Raw genomic sequence first — 15541 nt, 5'->3', positions numbered from 1 at the left:
GGCTGAATTCCACGCCCCGCAACCCTATCCAGACAAACCCTGATTGCTGCGACGTTTTCACGACTGCTATCGTGCGCAGGTCTTGTGGAAGCGCTTCCACTCCGCTCCGGCAAGGAGCGTGAGGGCGCTCACCATCCCGGTTCAATCACCTTGCGCAGTACAGGAGAATCCGTGGCAAACGACGCATCTGCTTTGTCCCCCGGTGTGAACAGTGATCCGTTCTCGCCGCCGGCGGACTCCGCGCTCTGGCGCAAAAACTTCCTGCTCGGCGCAGCAACCGCCTCGTACCAGATCGAAGGTGCGATCAACGAAGACGGCCGCTTGCCCTCCATCTGGGACACGTTCTCCGCAACGCCAGGCAAAGTGTTGGCGGGCGATACCGGCGAGGTTGCCTGCGATCACTATCACCGTTGGGAATCCGACTTCGATCTGCTGTCGGGACTCAACTTCGAAGCGTACCGCCTGTCCATTGCGTGGCCACGCGTGATGGACGAAGCGGGGCGCCCGAATCAGAAGGGCCTCGATTTCTACAAGCGGCTGCTCGGGCGCCTCAAGGAAAAGGGCCTCAAGACGTTCGTCACGCTGTATCACTGGGATTTGCCGCAGCATCTGGAAGATCGCGGTGGCTGGCTTAATCGTGATACGGCCTATCGTTTCGCGGACTACGCCGACCTGATGAGCCGCGAACTGGCGGGTCAGGTGGATGCGTGGGCGACGCTCAACGAACCGTGGTGTTCCGCTTACCTTGGCTACGGCAACGGCCATCATGCGCCGGGTCTCGCGAACGATCGCTTTGCGACGCAGGCCATGCATCATCTGCTGCTCGGACATGGACTTGCGGTGCCGATCCTGCGCGCCAACGATCCGGCTTCCATGAAGGGCATCGTCGCGAATATTGGCCGCGGTACGGCGAATTCGGAGAGTGCGGAAGATCGCCGCGCCGCGCACCTGTTCGAGGTGCAGCATAACGCGTGGATTCTCGACCCGTTGCTGAAGGGCGCGTACCCTGAGGATCTGTTCGAACTCTGGCCCGGCACGAAGCCTCTCGTGCTCGAGGGCGACCTGAAGACGATTGCCGCGCCGATCGATTTCCTTGGCATCAACTATTACTTCCGCACTAATGTAAAGAGTGACGGCGCACATGGTTTCACGGAGGTGCCGCTGCCGGACGTCGAGCGCACGCAGATGGGTTGGGAAGTCTACCCTGACGGTTTGCGCGATCTGCTGATCGGTTTCAAGCAGACGTATGCGAATCTGCCGCCCATCTATATCACCGAAAACGGCATGGCTTCGGACGACGAAGTGATTGACGGCCGCGTCGAGGACCCGCAGCGTATTTCGTTTCTGAAGCGCCACCTGGCCGCAGTGGATAGCGCGATCAAGGCCGGTGTGGATATTCGCGGCTATTTCGTCTGGTCGCTGATGGATAACTTCGAATGGGCGTTTGGTTACGAGCGGCGTTTCGGTGTCGTGCATGTGGACTATGAAACGCAGAAACGCACCGTCAAACATAGCGCGGAACTGATCGCAAAGTTTCTTGCGGAGCGGAAGGAACGCAACTGAAAAACGCAACTGATTGCACCAAGCTGGTTTGTATGTCGGCCTGAAACAAAGGCGCAAAGCCTGGAGGAGACGGAATGAACAGCAGGAAGAAAGTCTTGAGCGGTATCGCCCTCGCACTGGCGCTCAACGGTATCGTGGCGCACGCCGATCCGCTGAAAGCCAATGTGATCCACTGGTGGACCTCGGGCGGTGAATCTGCCGCGATTCGCCAGTTCGCGGATGCCTATGACAAGGCGGGCGGTCAGTGGGTCGACAACGCGGTGGCGGGCGCGGATCAGGCGCGTTCGACGGCCATTAACCGCATCGTCGGCGGCGATCCACCCACCGCCGCGCAGTTCAATACGTCCAAGCAGTTTCACGACCTGATCGATCAGGGCATGCTCAACAACGTGGACGCGGTGGCCGCCAAGGAAAACTGGAACACCATCTTCCCGCAGTCGATTCTCGAATCGATCAAGGTGAACGGCCATTTCTACGCCGCGCCTGTCGACATCCACATGCAGGACTGGTTCTTCTATTCGAAGCCGGCCTTCAAGAAAGCAGGTATCGCGGGTGAGCCGCAAACTTTCGATGAACTGTTCGCGGACCTCGACAAGCTGAAAGCGGCGGGCATGATTCCACTCGCGCTCGGCGGCCAGGCGTGGCAGGAGAAGATTACCTTCGACGCGGTGTTTGCCGATGTCGGCGGCACGGACCTGTATATGAAGGTCTATCGCGATCGTGATCAGAACGCGGTGAATTCGCCGGCCTTCAAGAATGTGCTGACCACCTTCAAGCGTTTGCACAACTACGTCGATCCGGGCTCGCCGGGACGTAACTGGAACGACGCCACGGCGCTAGTGATTTCCGGCAAGGCCGGCATGCAGATCATGGGCGACTGGGCCAAGGGCGAGTTTTCGGCAGCCAATCAGGTGCCGGGTAAAGACTTTGGCTGCTTCCCGGGTTTTGGCCCGCATTCGCCGTATATGGTGGCGGGTGACGTGTTCGTGTTCCCGAAGACGGATAACGCCGAACAGGTGAAGGCGCAAAACCTGCTGGCCACGGTGATGACTTCGCCTGCCGCACAGGTTGCCTTTAGCGCGAAGAAAGGCTCGATTCCGATTCGTCCGGACGTGGATAGCTCGAGTCTCGACATGTGCGCGAAAGAGGGCATTGCGATCATGAAAGACAAATCGCGCCAGTTGCCGAATCCGGAAATGTTGATTTCGCCTGACGTGCAAGGCGCACTGACGGATGTCATCACCAACTTCTGGAACAAGAACGAGTCGGTCGACGATGCGCAAAAGGCGTTTGCCAGCGCGCTGAAGAGCTGAGCGTCACGATGCGCGCACTTGGGTTGACGTCGGCGGCGGGCAGCACGGTCAGGCGGAAAAAACCGCTTGGCCGGCGCTGGCCGCTGGCCGCCTGGCTGGCGTTGCTGCCGATGGTAGCGACAGTCGTCTTTGCATACCTCGGCACCATGCTGTGGACTGCGAAGGTTTCGTTCACGCTGTCGCGCACCTTTCCGTCGGACCGCTTCGCCGGCGTATCGCAGTACGTGCATCTGTTTCATAACGATCGCTGGATGGTGTCGCTGCAGCACATCGTCGCGTACGGGGTGTGCTTCATCGTCGCGTGCATGGTGATCGGGCTGCTGCTCGCCATCTTCATTGATCAACGGGTCGTGGCCGAAGGTGCATTGCGTACGGTGTTCCTGTATCCGTATGCGATGTCGTTCGTCGCCACGGGTCTGGTCTGGCAGTGGATTCTCAATCCGGAACTGGGCGTGCAGCAGATCCTGCATCGAATGGGTTTTGCGCACGCACGCTTTGACTGGATCGTCGATCAGGACTTCGTGATCTACACGCTGGTGATCGCGACGGTGTGGCAGGCATCGGGCCTCGTGATGGCGTTGTTGCTGGCCGGCTTGCGCGGCATCGACGACGAAATCTGGAAAGCCGCGCGCATAGACGGCATTCCGCGTTGGCGCGTGTATGCCAGCATCGTCGTGCCGATGCTCAAGACGTCCATGTCCACCGCCTTCGTGCTGCTGTTCGTGATGGTGGTAAAGCTGTACGACGCAGTAGTGGCGATGACCCAGGGCGGCCCAGGCACAGCGAGCGAGGTGCCCGCCAAGTTCATCATGGACTATCTGTTTGGCCGCGCCAACATCGGCCTCGCCTCGGCAGCCTCCATCGTCTTGCTGACCACGGTACTCGCCATACTTGCGCCGTTCTTCTATATCCGCAGCCGTACGGCTTTCAAAAAGGACGTCTGATGAATAGCGCTCGTCCGGTTGCTGCCACCCGTCCCGTTGCAGGAAGACCCGCCGCGCGCAAACGGCGCGCCCGCTTCACGCCGGCCCGGCTTGGTGTCTACGCGTTCCTGCTGACCGCCGCCTTGTTTTTCCTGTTGCCGCTCTACGTGATGCTGGTGACCTCCGTTAAACCCATGACGGAGATTCGTCTGGGCAACATGCTCGCGTTGCCCGCGCATTTCACGCTCGCGCCGTGGCGCGACGCGTGGGAGACCGCCTGTACGGGGCTCGACTGCAACGGCATTCAGGTGGGATTCTGGAACTCGGTGCGTATCGTCGTGCCCAGCACGATCCTCTCCATCGCGGTGGGCGCTGTGAATGGCTACGCGCTGTCGTTCTGGCGGCCGCGTGGGGCAGGGGTGCTGTTCGCCGTCCTCTTGATGGGCGCCTTCATTCCCGTGCAGGTGATGGTGTACCCGCTGGTGCGCGTGCTGGCGAGCGTGCATCTGTTCAGTTCGTTGCCGGGCATCGTGGTGATTCATACGATCTTCGGCATGCCGATCATGACGCTGCTGTTTCGCAACTACTACGCGTCGATTCCGCTCGAACTGTTCAAGGCCGCGCGCATCGACGGCGGCGGTTTCTGGCGGATTTTCCTGCAACTGATGTTGCCCATGTCCACGCCCATCATCGTGGTCGCGGTGATCATGCAGGTGACGGGCATCTGGAACGACTTCATTCTGGGGCTCGTGTTTGCGGGCACCAAGAATCTGCCGATGACGGTGCAACTGAACAACATCATCAACACGACCACGGGTGAACGCCTTTACAACGTGAACATGGCGGCGACCATTTTGACCTCGATGGTGCCGCTCGCCATTTATTTCGTCTCGGGCCGCTGGTTTGTGCGCGGCATTGCTTCCGGCGCAGTCAAGGGATAGTGCATGACCAACGTATCGAACGTATCGATCCGCAATCTGCGTATCGAGCTGGGCGCGAATACGATCATCGACGAACTCGATCTCGATGTGAACGCAGGCGAATTTGTCGTGCTGCTCGGGCCGTCGGGTTGCGGCAAATCCACCTTGCTGCACAGCATTGCAGGGTTGATCGATGTCGCGGACGGCAGCATCGAAATAGGCGGTCAGGATATGACCTGGGCCGATCCGAAAGATCGCCGCATCGCGCTCGTGTTTCAATCGTATGCGTTGTATCCGACCATGAGTGTGGAGCGCAATCTGTCGTTCGGATTGCGAATCAACGGCACGCCGAAGGCGGAGATCGACCGGCGTGTGACGCGCGCCTCGGAAATGCTGCAACTCGGGCCGCTCCTCAAACGCAAGCCGGCGCAACTCTCAGGCGGGCAACGTCAGCGGGTTGCGATTGGCCGCGCCATTGTGCGCGAGGCGGACGTATTCCTGTTCGACGAGCCGCTCTCGAACCTCGACGCAAAACTGCGCACCGAGTTGCGGCGCGAGTTGAAGCAACTGCATCAGCGGCTTGGTGCCACGATGATCTACGTGACGCACGACCAGGTGGAGGCGATGACGCTCGCCACGCGCATGGCCGTGATGCGTGGCGGCGTGATCCAGCAGTTCGGCACGCCTGCGGAGGTGTACGCGCGGCCGGACAATCTGTTCGTTGCCACCTTTCTCGGCTCGCCGGCCATGAATATGCTGCAAGGCCGTCTGGAGCGCAGCGGTGAGACCATTCGCTTTCGCACGCCGCATCTCGATCTGGATGTCTCGCGCTATCCGTTCAGGCAGATGCCGGCGTCGCACGATAAGGCGCTGCCCTGCGTGCTGGGCATACGCCCCGAGGATGTGCGGGCGGCCGCGGCGGTGGCATCGAACGGGAGCGGCGCCGCGCACAGCGGCAAGGTGTCGCTCGTCGAGCCGATGGGCAACCACCGCGTGATTTGGCTCGATTATCATGACGCCCAGATCGCGTCGATCGATCAGGACAAGACACCGCTGGCCGTGGGTGAGACCTGTACCTTTTCGCTCGACAGTGCCCATATTTCGCTGTTCGACGAGGCTAGTGGCGCCCGTCTGTAACGGCTGGTTCGACGGAGCATGTGTGGCAACCTTGAAAGACGTGGCGGAGCTGGCGGGTGTCGGCATGTCGACGGCATCGCGGGCGATTTCCGGCAAAGGGCCGGTGTCGGCCGATGCCGCACGTCGCGTGCAGGCCGCAATCGAAGCGCTCAACTTCCGGCCGTCGTCGATTGGCCGCGCGATGGCGACGCAATCGCTCGGCATGATCGGCCTGTTCGTCCCGACTTTTTTCGGCTCGTATTACGGCACCATTCTCAAACAGACTGATATCGAGTTGCGCGTCGTGCATCGTCACGTCGTGGTGGCGACCGGTTGTGGGGAATCGTCGCCACGCGAACAGGCAATGGAAGCCGTGCGTTTTCTGATTGCCCGCGATTGCGACGGTGTGGTCGTGATCAGCCATGACCTGCACGACGAAGACCTGATCCTGCTGCATCGCATGCATCCCAAGATGGTGTTTCTCAATCGCGGCTTCGAGCAGTTGCCCGAGGCCTCGTTTTGTGCAGACCATTATCGTGGCGGCGAACTGGCGGCGCGCACGCTGTTCGAACACGGTCATCGCGAGATCGCGGTGATCGCCGGGCCCGCCACCGCGTCGGACAACGTGGCGCGGATCGACGGCTTTTTCGCGGAACTCGCTCGTTGCGGCATCGAGCGTGACGCCGTGACGCTGATCGACTCGGACTTTTCGCCCGAAGGCGGCTATGCGGCGACGCGGCAGTTGCTCGACATGAAACGTCCGTTTACAGGGCTTTTTTGTGCGAACGATACGATGGCCGTGAGTGCGCTCGCGTGTCTGCAACAGGCGGGCATTGCAGTGCCGGGCGATGTGTCGGTGATCGGCTACGACGATGACTATTCCGCCGCCTACGCCGCGCCGGCGCTGACTTCGGTGCACATTCCCACTGCGGACCTCACGCAAAACGCAGTGCGCTGGCTGATCAACCAATGCTATGGCACAGCGTGGGAGATATTCCGCGAGTTTCCCGTGACGGTGACGATGCGCGCTTCGGTGGGCGCTGCGAGGCCGCGTACCACCACGGCGAAGGCCACGCGCGCTACCGCAACGAAAGCGACGGAAAAGCAGGGCACTCGAAAGCGCGCCATTGCAAAGGGCGCTTGATCTCGTTGCTTGACCCCGTTGCTTAACCGTTGCGTCAGGCGTCGCTGCGCAAGCTCTGTTCGTGCCGCAAGCGCGCTTCTTCGTCGAGGCGCGTGTCTTCGAGTTCCTGCAGCACGGCGTCGAGATCGACCGGTGTGGTATCCAGTTCGATCTGGCCAGTCAGTTGCGCATCCACATGCAACGCACCGCCCTCGAACAGGGCCCAGATTTCCTTGCCGTAGTTCGCGTTGAGAAGCTGCGGCGCGAAACGGCCGAAGTACGACGCGAGATTGTCCACGTCGCGCTCCAGCATGGCGGGCGCTTCGAGATTGCCGGCGGCGTCGACGGCCTGGGGCAGGTCGATGATCACCGGACCATCCGCGGCGAGCAAAATGTTGTACTCCGACAGATCGCCGTGAATCAGACCGGCACACAGCATACGTACCACCTGATTGAGCAGCAGCGCGTGCAGTTCGATGGCGCGCGCCTCGCTCATTTCGACATCGTTCAGACGCGGGGCGACATTGCCGTCCGCATCCGCCACCAGTTCCATGAGTAGCACGCCGTCCGTGCAGATATACGGCTGCGGCACGCGCACGCCGGCGTTTGCCAGACGAAACAGCGCGTCGACTTCGGCGTTCTGCCACAACTGCTCCTGCACCTCGCGGCCATAGCGGCTGCCTTTTTCCAGCGCCCGTGCCTCGCGGCTGTTCTTGACCTTGCGGCCCTCGCGATACGAGGCGGCCTGGCGGAAGCTGCGTTGTTTGGCGTCCTTATAAACTTTCGCGCAACGAATCGACTCGCCGCTGCGTACCACGTAGACGGTGGCTTCCTTGCCGCTCATCAACTGGCTGATGACCTCGTCGATCAGGCCCTCTTCGACGAGCGGGAGCAGACGTTTAGGTGTTTTCATGCGTGCACCGCCACGGAAAAATGCGGAGCGTGGCGAACGATGGCAGGGCGAATGGCAATGCGCGTAGGCGTGGCGAGCTGCGCAAAGGCAGCATGGGGCGGGAATCGAGTCATGCCCGATTATAAGGGGTCCGCGCCAATCGACAGTTTTCGCGCCGAATGCGTGGCGTCGCGCGGTTGGATTCACTCACGCAAACGATTGCACTGAAGTGTTCGAGCGCGCCAGATGACGCGCATTTCCGCCCGCGCGAAAAGCCGCTAAACGCCTGACGGTACGGGCTTTTGCCGGGTGTTAATAGTGTGCTCACTCAGCTTGCGGGCTTTCCCTGATTAAAAAGCACGATCGATTCTTTACACTCGCTGAAAACAATTGGTTACGGGGTGAAAGATGCTGACCACTTTCCTCATTACATGCCCGCTCGCCATTGCGGCGCTGTTCGGGTTTGCCCGATTCGTCGATCCGCGCACCGGGCAATTCCGGCGGTAAAGCGCGTACCCTCGACGGCGCGTGTTGCATGCCACCTGGTTGACTGGACGGTTCGCCGCCTGGCGAACTGCTTTGCAGTCGATTCCGTAGCCGTCTTCGAGCACCTGGCGCTAGCTTTCAGAAGGCGTTCGAGTCGCCCATAGAGTCCCGCTTGCCGGCTTTCCAGCAAACGCCTGTTTGCTGGTAGTTGTTCCTCCCGTTTCCCCTCGTATAGCCCACACTATTTGGCGCGATCGCAATTGAGCCTTGCATTGCGGTGCCCACTCGCGGCACGATGCGGCATACGCTGACACAAAACTGCCATATCGACCGCATGCAAGCTCGACTAGAAAAAATCGCTGCACGTTTTAGCTTATTGAAAGCTGTTCTCCCGCTGACGCGCGCCGCCGCGCTGCGCGATACCTTCGCTGGCGTGATGCTGGCGTCCATGGACATTCCGCAGGTGCTGGGCTACGCGCGCATTGCCGGCATGCCGGCGGTGACCGGGCTTTACACGGTGTTTTTGCCGCTGGTGGCATTTGCCTTCTTCGGCGCCTCGCGGCACCTCGTGGTTGCCGCCGATTCGGCAACGGCGACGATTTTCGCCAGCACGCTCTCTACGATGGCGCCCACTGCCAGCGCGGAATACGTCGCGCTGGCCGGCATGGTCGCGCTGCTGACCGCGCTGCTACTGCTGATAGCGCGCGTGTTTAAGCTGGGATTTCTCGCGGACTTTCTGTCGCGCACGGTGCTGGTGGGCTTTCTCGCGGGCGTCGGCGTTCAGGTGGGCGTTGCCATGCTGGGCGACATGCTGGGCATTACCACCACCTCGTCACGCACCACCGAGCAAGCCGCGCAGATCGTCGCGCACCTCGCGCATGTCAACGTCCCCACGTTCGCCATTTCATTCAGTGTGGTCGCGGCGATTCTGCTGGCCAAGCGCTTTGCGCCGCGCTTGCCGGTGCCGCTGCTGGCGGTGGTGGGCGGCATCGCGGCCAGTGACGTCTACCACTTCGCCGCTCACGGTATTGCAACCTTGGGGCCGGTTGCGGGTGGCTTGCCGCCGTTGCGGTTTCCCGCGGTGAGCTGGCGGCAAATGCTGGATCTGCTGCCCGTCGCTGCGTCCTGTTTCGTGATGATCGTCGCGCAAAGCGCGGCCGCGGGACGCGTGTTTGCGCAGCGCTATCACGAGGATGTCGATCTGAACGCGGACATCCTCGGATTGGCCGCGGCGAATACCGCAGCGGCGTTCACGGGCGCGTTCGTCGTCAACGGCAGTCCGACCCAGACCGCGATGGCCGATCGCGCCGGCTCACGCAGTCAGCTTGCGCAGGTTGCGTTTGCGGCGGTGGTCGTGGTGGTACTGCTGTTTTTCAGCCAGTTTCTGCAATACCTGCCGCACTGCGTGCTGGCAGGCATCGTGTTCACGATCGCGGTGGGCCTGATCAATGTACAGAGCCTGCGCGATATCCGCCGCGAGAGTCCTGGTGAATTCACGCTCGCCGTGGTCACGGCAGTGGCGGTCGTGGTGCTCGGCGTAGAGCACGGCATTCTGATTGCCGTCGCGCTTTCGTTGCTGCGGCATGTCCGTCACAGCTACCGGCCGCATACCATGCTGCTCGCGCCCGGTCCGGATGGGCGCTGGCAACCGGTGCCGTCGCGCCCGGGCACCCAGACCGCGCCCGGCTTGATCGTGTATCGCTTCGGCGCGGATCTGTTTTATGCCAACGATCACTTCTTTGTCGAAGAGGTGCGCGAGATCATCGACCAGGCCCCCAGCAAGGTGCGCTGGTTCGTGGTGGACGCCAGCGCGATTACCGATCTGGATTATTCAGCCGCGCGTTCACTGACGGATCTGTTCGATTCCCTGGCACAACAAAACGTCGAAGTGATCTTTGGGCGCGTGAACCGCTATTTGCGCGCCGACATGGACCGTCATGGCATCACCGAGATCGTCAAGCCGTCGTGCATTTTCAGCACGCTGCATGAGGCGCTCGCAGCGGTGGGTGTGGCGGGGGATGCACGGGCGCAGGGCGTGATGTGACGCAAACGGCTAAGCTCTGTTGCGCGTCTGGCACGTATGTAGATTTGAAGCGGCTCGCTTAAGCGCCGGCGTCGTCGTCCGGGTGTCGTGCCTGCTCGAAGAACACGAAATATCCCGCCAGAAAGCATGCAGCGGCAGCCGCCGCGCACAGCGCTGCCACGGTGAAGGCCAGCCGTTTGCCGTGCCAGAGACTGTCAAACCATTGATGAAATTGCGCGAGCACGACCTCACCCGTACCACCAATGCGTTGTAGCTGCTGCGTGTATTGCGGGCTGTTCGTCATGCCGTAGACCTGCTCGGCCGTGTCAGGCGCGGGCGCCGTGGCGTAGATCATGATGGCGCCGATGAATCCTGCGATCAGGAACACGACGCTGGCCAGGTAGAGGCGCGCCTGCAGCGAGCCATATTTGAGCCCATTGAAGTGCTGTTCCTTACCGCTCATGATGCGTTCCGTGCATGTGGCTAACCGGGCTTGTTCTGCGGACCGTGGAGATGCGCTGGCAGTGCGATTCCCGCGACCGCTCTGCGTGATCCATTACGGTAGCGCAAAAGCGCCATCAAGGAACGCGTTTTACGCGCACACCCTGATCGGACCAGTTCACGTCCGTGCAGTGAGCAGCTTGAGACCGGCGACGCTGAACACGACGGCGAGCGACCCATCGAGCCAGCGGCGAATCGCACCATAAACGCGGCGCGCGGTTGCCGTTGAGAACAGCACGGCATAGCTGCTGAACACGAACACGCCAATACCCATGCAACCGAGCACGACCGGCAGCGAATGCGAGGCGCCGCCCGAGGCGGGCACGGCCAGCGAGACAATCGACAACCAGACGAGAATGGCCTTCGGGTTGGTGAGATGCAGCAGCAGACCGCGCACGTAGAGGCGCGAAAGCGGTTGCGGCGCGCGCGTCACGTTGGCGTCCGGTTGCCGGGGCGCGATTGCTGAACGCGCGGATTTCCACGCCAGCCACAGCAGATACAGGCCGCCCACGATGCGGATTGCCACGAGCAGTTGTGAATAGGTGGCAAGCAGTGCGGACAAACCGAGCGTGGCAAGCAAGGCCCACGAGAAGGACCCGGACATCACGCCTAGCGCAAAGGCGAAGGCCGCTTTGCGGCCTGAGCCCATTGCCAGCGACATGATGGCGAGATTGCTCGGACCGGGACTCGCCGTGCCGACGAAGTAGGCCGTGTAGGCGAGCAGAACGTTGGCAGACAGGAAGGCGCTGGCAGTCATGGAGATCGAGGTTCGGTCAAGCGTGTTGGGCGTGAAGGGCGCGGCTTTCCGCTGCGTGAGTCCGCGCGTCGTTATGGTGGACGCGCAGGATGCAACGGCATGCGTACTGCCGGTGATACACGCATTACACGCATTGTGCGGGAGAGACCCGGCGTATTCACAGATACAGTTGGCGTCACCACTAACAGAACAATCCGCTGGAGGCGTGAGGGACGGCGATCAGGCAGCAAGGGGCAGCGGTTGCTCCTTGAGCCGATGCATAAGGCAAGGCCCATGTAAAATACAGCGTAGAACGTGGTGCTTTTTCTGTTTTTCATCAGCCACGAGCATAGGCCGAGTTCATGGGCCACGTTCATAAGCCACCCCATCCGCCAACCTGCTCTGGAATCCATTCGTGCCCGCGCCGTCTTCCTCTTCTTCAGATGTTCTTGCAGCGCTGCGCGCAGCGACCGGGCCTCGTCACGCGGTGCTGGACAGTTCGATGCCGCTCGCTAAAGCACATCCTTCCATTGACGATTATCGTGACCATCTGTTGCTCCTGCATGCCTGGCTCGGTCCTATTGAAACGTGGCTAGCGCAGTTTGCCGACGGTCCGCAGGATAGCGGCGTGCTTAGTCCAATACGGCGCACGCCGATCATCGAAGCGGACCTCGCTCATGCAAGCATTGCGCCGGTGGATGCATTCGCGCCCGTGACGTTTCCGCCGTCGCCGCATAGCAGCCGCGCGTATCGCTGGGGCGTCTGCTATGTCGTGGAAGGCTCGCAACTGGGCGGGGCAGTACTGTATAAACGGTTGCGGGCGCAACTTGCGCCGCATCCCTTGCAATACCTCGGCGGCAATGGCGCGCCCGTCGGGCCGCGCTGGCAGCAGTTCGTCCAGGCGTTGCAGGCGCACGTGACGGATCATGCCGCTATCGCTGCGGCATGCGACGGCGCAACCGACGCATTCGACACGCTCCTGTCCTTGTTACCGGATCAGGCAGACCAGCTTGCGGGCAGTTTTACCGGACGCGACTAACCTTAAAATCAGGTTGCACGCACGCTGCGCTTAGACACGCGTATGGAGCGGCTATAAAGCGGCTCGCGCAACGTTGCTTTAGTGATCGCTCGCAGGCGTCGGCATGGGTTGAGGCTCTTCGGATGCGTGTAACGAATCGCCAAGCAATGCATGAATGTGCCGAATCAGGACAGGTCCTGCTACGGGTTTGCGCAACACGCGCTCGCAGCGCAAACCGGCAGGTATTTCCGAAGACGCGGTCCACAGGATCACAGGAATCTCGCGTAACGGTGCTTCGGCTTTCATCGCACGGCACACTTCGGCGCCGTCGGTGCCCGGCATCATCAGATCGGTAATCACCAGTGCAGGATGTAGTTCGCGTGCGAGGCTTAAGCCCTCGCGGCCGCCCGCGGCGGTGGCGACGTGAAACCCCTCGTATTCGAGCAGGCCTGACCATGCGATGAGCAAATCAGTCTCATCGTCGATGAGCAGAAGGGTGGGTCGGTAAGCTTTGCTTGGAAGGTCTCTATTCATTGCGGCTAAATACGGCTAGAACGACGCGCAACGGAGCCGCGGTATTGCGACGCCCGAGGCATACTCGTTTCGCAGCACGTTCCATGCCGCCAGGGTGCGGACCTCGCTTGTCTCCCAGGCGTTGACGTTCGCCATGAATGGATGCGGGCACGTGTGCGCGCCGACATACACTATTTCCGTTCGTAGAGACCATTGCAATGCCAAAGCCTGCAGTCAAGCGAGCGTGTTTCGGGTAAAGTTGTGGACTATGGACAGACCCTCCCGTGAGCAGGCAGCGGCCTCAGCCATCGACCCAGCGTCGGTGTTCGATCTGCTGCCCGACGCCTACCTTATCCTCAATGAAGACCGCACCGTAGTCCTCGCCAACGCAAGTTATCTGCGCATGGTAGACGTGACACTGTCCGAGGTGCAGGGCCGCTCCGTCTTCGACATCAATCAGTTTGGACCGCCAGAGCAGCGCGCCGAGCGTTACGCGTGGCTCAAATCCGCACTGGACAATCTGGTGCCGGGCGAGCAGCGCGTTTCTCCGCTGCTTCGCTACGACATTGGCCGCCCCAGCGTCACAGGTGGTGGCCCGGAGCGTTACTGGCAGATCAAGGCCGGCATGCTGGCCTCGGGTGCGAGCGAAGGACAACTGATTGCCTTGTGCGTCCTCGATGTCAGCGAAAGTATCGCCACCAATGAGCGTAATCAACGCGAGCGCGCCAAGCTGAGGTCGCAGGCACGCTTGCGACAAGTGCTGATCGAAGAGACCACCGCCCAGTTGCGCGACCATCAGGAGCAGTTTCAGCAGGCGCTTGCGTTCGCGCATGTGGGCGCGTGGGAACTGAACCCGCTCACCGGCACGATTGCGTGCACCGAACAATGCAAGGCGAACCTGGGGCTACCGTCGTCAGCCGTGCTCGATCAGCAGCGCTTTTTCTCGGAACTCGTGTTTCCCGACGATCGCGCGCGCGTGCATGCCGCCATGACGGCGTCATCGGAAAATCGCCTGCCGTTTGAAGTCGAATATCGCGTGGTCTGGCCGGCGCAATCCGTGCACTGGATTCTCGTGCGCGCCGAGGGTCGCTATCTGCCGGACGGCACGCTCAAATCCATGCTTGGGTTTACGCTCGACATCACCACGCGCAAGGAAGCCGAACTCGAACAGCAGGCTATCGCCGAATCGGAAAAGCGCGCGCGTGAAGAGAGCGACCGCACAGCACGGGCGATGGATCACTTCGTCACGGCCGTCAGCCATGAACTGCGTTCACCGCTCGGCGCGATCCTCTCGTGGAGTGCGCTGTTGCAGCGCTCGGGAGATGGCTCACATGTTGCACGCGCAACCGATGTGATCGAACGCAATGCGCGCCAACTCTCGCACATGGTCGACGATCTGCTCGACAGCGGTGCGATTGCGACGGCCAAGCTGTCGGTCAATCTCCAGCCGGTCGATCTCGGTGCGCTGGCCGGCAATGTCGCGGAAGATATCCGCATGAAGGCCGAAGCCAAGGGTTTGAGCCTGAAGGCCGACGACATCCGTTCGTGCTTCGTCATGGCAGACGAGAGCCGCATGAAGCAGATTGTCTGGAACCTGCTGTCGAACGCCGTCAAATTCTCTGCGCAGGGGACCATCGAATTGAGCGTTGGCCTGCGTGATGGGATGGCGGAATTGTGCGTGCGCGATTGCGGCTGCGGTATCGAGCCCGAAGCGCTAGGCAGGATCTTCGAGCGCTTCGAGCAGTTCGGCGCCGCTGGCGGTGGACGCGTGGGTGGCCTGGGGCTGGGACTGTGGCTGGTGAAAAACCTCGTCGATCTGCATCACGGCAAGGTGTTCGCGCAGAGCGCCGGGCGCGGCCACGGCGCGACCTTTCATGTGATGCTGCCGCTTTACCACTAACATCAAAATACGAGCTGCGGGCTAAAGGCGCGTCATACGCACCTCGCCCGTGCGTTAGCTTCGTTCTGACCAGGCACTACCCACGATACGGCGGCGGTTCGTTCAGCACGGCCCAGAACATGCCGAGATCGCTGATGGCGGCCATGAAATCGTCGAATTCCACCGGCTTGACCACGTACGCGTTCACGCCAAGATCGTAGCTGCGCAGCAGGTCTTTTTCTTCGCGCGACGACGTCAACATCACCACCGGAATGCGTTTCAGGCGTTCGTCACCGCGTACGGTTTTCAGCACCTCATGCCCGTCGATCTTCGGCAACTTCTTGTCGAGCAGAATGACAGCGGGATTTTCGTCAGTGCGTGTGGTCCATTCGCCTTCGCGGCGCAGATAGTCAAGCGCTTCTGCACCGTCGCGAACTGAGACGACCGGATTGGCGAGGCGCGACTTTTCAAGCGCGATCAGTGTCAGCTCGATATCGTTAGGATTGTCTTCGACTAACAGAATGGGTCTTAACAC

General features: G+C 61.1%; 14 protein-coding genes. 9 read left to right on the top strand and 5 right to left on the bottom strand.

Translation table 11 applies throughout. The annotated features are described in order from the left end of the window. The first annotated feature begins 171 nt into the window (after nt 1-171). The 6 genes from D0B32_RS24735 (at nt 172) to D0B32_RS24710 (ending at nt 6979) form a co-directional block, all read left to right on the top strand. A complete protein-coding gene (locus tag D0B32_RS24735; protein WP_117336935.1) occupies nt 172-1563 on the top strand; it encodes a GH1 family beta-glucosidase in 1392 nt (463 codons plus the stop codon). A 74-nt stretch (nt 1564-1637) separates the two neighbouring features. Then, on the top strand, nt 1638-2876 hold the full coding sequence (locus D0B32_RS24730; RefSeq protein ID WP_117336934.1) for an ABC transporter substrate-binding protein: 1239 nt from the start codon (nt 1638-1640) through the stop codon (nt 2874-2876). 8 nt (nt 2877-2884) lie between these two features. Beyond that, on the top strand, nt 2885-3820 hold the full coding sequence (locus D0B32_RS24725; protein WP_117336933.1) for a carbohydrate ABC transporter permease: 936 nt from the start codon (nt 2885-2887) through the stop codon (nt 3818-3820). Then, the gene (locus D0B32_RS24720; protein ID WP_117336932.1) at nt 3820-4740 is read left to right on the top strand and encodes a carbohydrate ABC transporter permease; all 921 of its coding nucleotides are present in this window, start codon (nt 3820-3822) and stop codon (nt 4738-4740) included. The genes D0B32_RS24725 and D0B32_RS24720 overlap by 1 nt, the downstream gene beginning before the upstream one ends. Before the next feature lie 3 nt (nt 4741-4743). Continuing rightward, nucleotides 4744-5856, top strand: coding sequence for an ABC transporter ATP-binding protein (locus D0B32_RS24715; protein WP_117336931.1), 1113 nt, complete (start codon nt 4744-4746; stop codon nt 5854-5856). Between the two features lie 22 nt (nt 5857-5878). Then, nucleotides 5879-6979, top strand: a complete 1101-nt coding sequence (locus tag D0B32_RS24710; RefSeq protein WP_117336930.1) for a LacI family DNA-binding transcriptional regulator — start codon at nt 5879-5881, stop codon at nt 6977-6979. A 34-nt stretch (nt 6980-7013) separates the two neighbouring features. Here the strand turns inward: D0B32_RS24710 and D0B32_RS24705 are convergent, their stop codons facing one another. Beyond that, nucleotides 7014-7871 carry a PA4780 family RIO1-like protein kinase gene (locus tag D0B32_RS24705; protein WP_117336929.1) on the bottom strand — a complete coding sequence of 286 codons (858 nt, stop codon included), beginning with the start codon at nt 7869-7871 and terminating at the stop codon, nt 7014-7016. Nucleotides 7872-8670: 799 nt separating this feature from the next. Between D0B32_RS24705 and D0B32_RS24700 the strand changes: the two genes are divergently transcribed. Then, entirely contained in the window at nt 8671-10380 is a 1710-nt protein-coding gene (locus D0B32_RS24700) for a SulP family inorganic anion transporter (RefSeq protein ID WP_117337174.1), read from the top strand. A 58-nt stretch (nt 10381-10438) separates the two neighbouring features. Here D0B32_RS24700 and D0B32_RS24695 read toward each other — a convergent pair whose 3' ends face one another. Both D0B32_RS24695 and D0B32_RS24690 read right to left on the bottom strand, forming a co-directional pair. Further along, nucleotides 10439-10822, bottom strand: a complete 384-nt coding sequence (locus D0B32_RS24695) for a hypothetical protein (RefSeq protein ID WP_117336928.1) — start codon at nt 10820-10822, stop codon at nt 10439-10441. Between the two features lie 156 nt (nt 10823-10978). Next, a complete protein-coding gene (locus D0B32_RS24690; RefSeq protein ID WP_117336927.1) occupies nt 10979-11617 on the bottom strand; it encodes a LysE family translocator in 639 nt (212 codons plus the stop codon). A 394-nt stretch (nt 11618-12011) separates the two neighbouring features. Here D0B32_RS24690 and D0B32_RS24685 point away from each other — a divergent pair, with 394 nt between their 5' ends. Further along, complete coding sequence (locus D0B32_RS24685; RefSeq protein WP_117336926.1) at nt 12012-12635, top strand: biliverdin-producing heme oxygenase; 624 nt, start codon at nt 12012-12014, stop codon at nt 12633-12635. A gap of 78 nt (nt 12636-12713) precedes the next feature. Here D0B32_RS24685 and D0B32_RS24680 read toward each other — a convergent pair whose 3' ends face one another. Beyond that, nucleotides 12714-13148 (bottom strand): response regulator transcription factor, encoded by a 435-nt coding sequence (locus D0B32_RS24680; protein ID WP_117336925.1) that lies wholly within the window; start codon nt 13146-13148, stop codon nt 12714-12716. A 247-nt stretch (nt 13149-13395) separates the two neighbouring features. Here D0B32_RS24680 and D0B32_RS24675 point away from each other — a divergent pair, with 247 nt between their 5' ends. Further along, on the top strand, nt 13396-15027 hold the full coding sequence (locus D0B32_RS24675; protein WP_117336924.1) for a PAS domain-containing sensor histidine kinase: 1632 nt from the start codon (nt 13396-13398) through the stop codon (nt 15025-15027). A 76-nt stretch (nt 15028-15103) separates the two neighbouring features. Here D0B32_RS24675 and D0B32_RS24670 read toward each other — a convergent pair whose 3' ends face one another. Further along, on the bottom strand, nt 15104-15541 hold the full coding sequence (locus D0B32_RS24670) for a response regulator (RefSeq protein ID WP_117336923.1): 438 nt from the start codon (nt 15539-15541) through the stop codon (nt 15104-15106).

This window comes from Paraburkholderia sp. DHOC27 (assembly GCF_003429005.1).
Classification (GTDB): domain Bacteria; phylum Pseudomonadota; class Gammaproteobacteria; order Burkholderiales; family Burkholderiaceae; genus Paraburkholderia.
The sequence above is the reverse complement of the archived record's forward strand: the minus strand, read 5'-3'. Positions and strand labels throughout refer to the sequence as shown.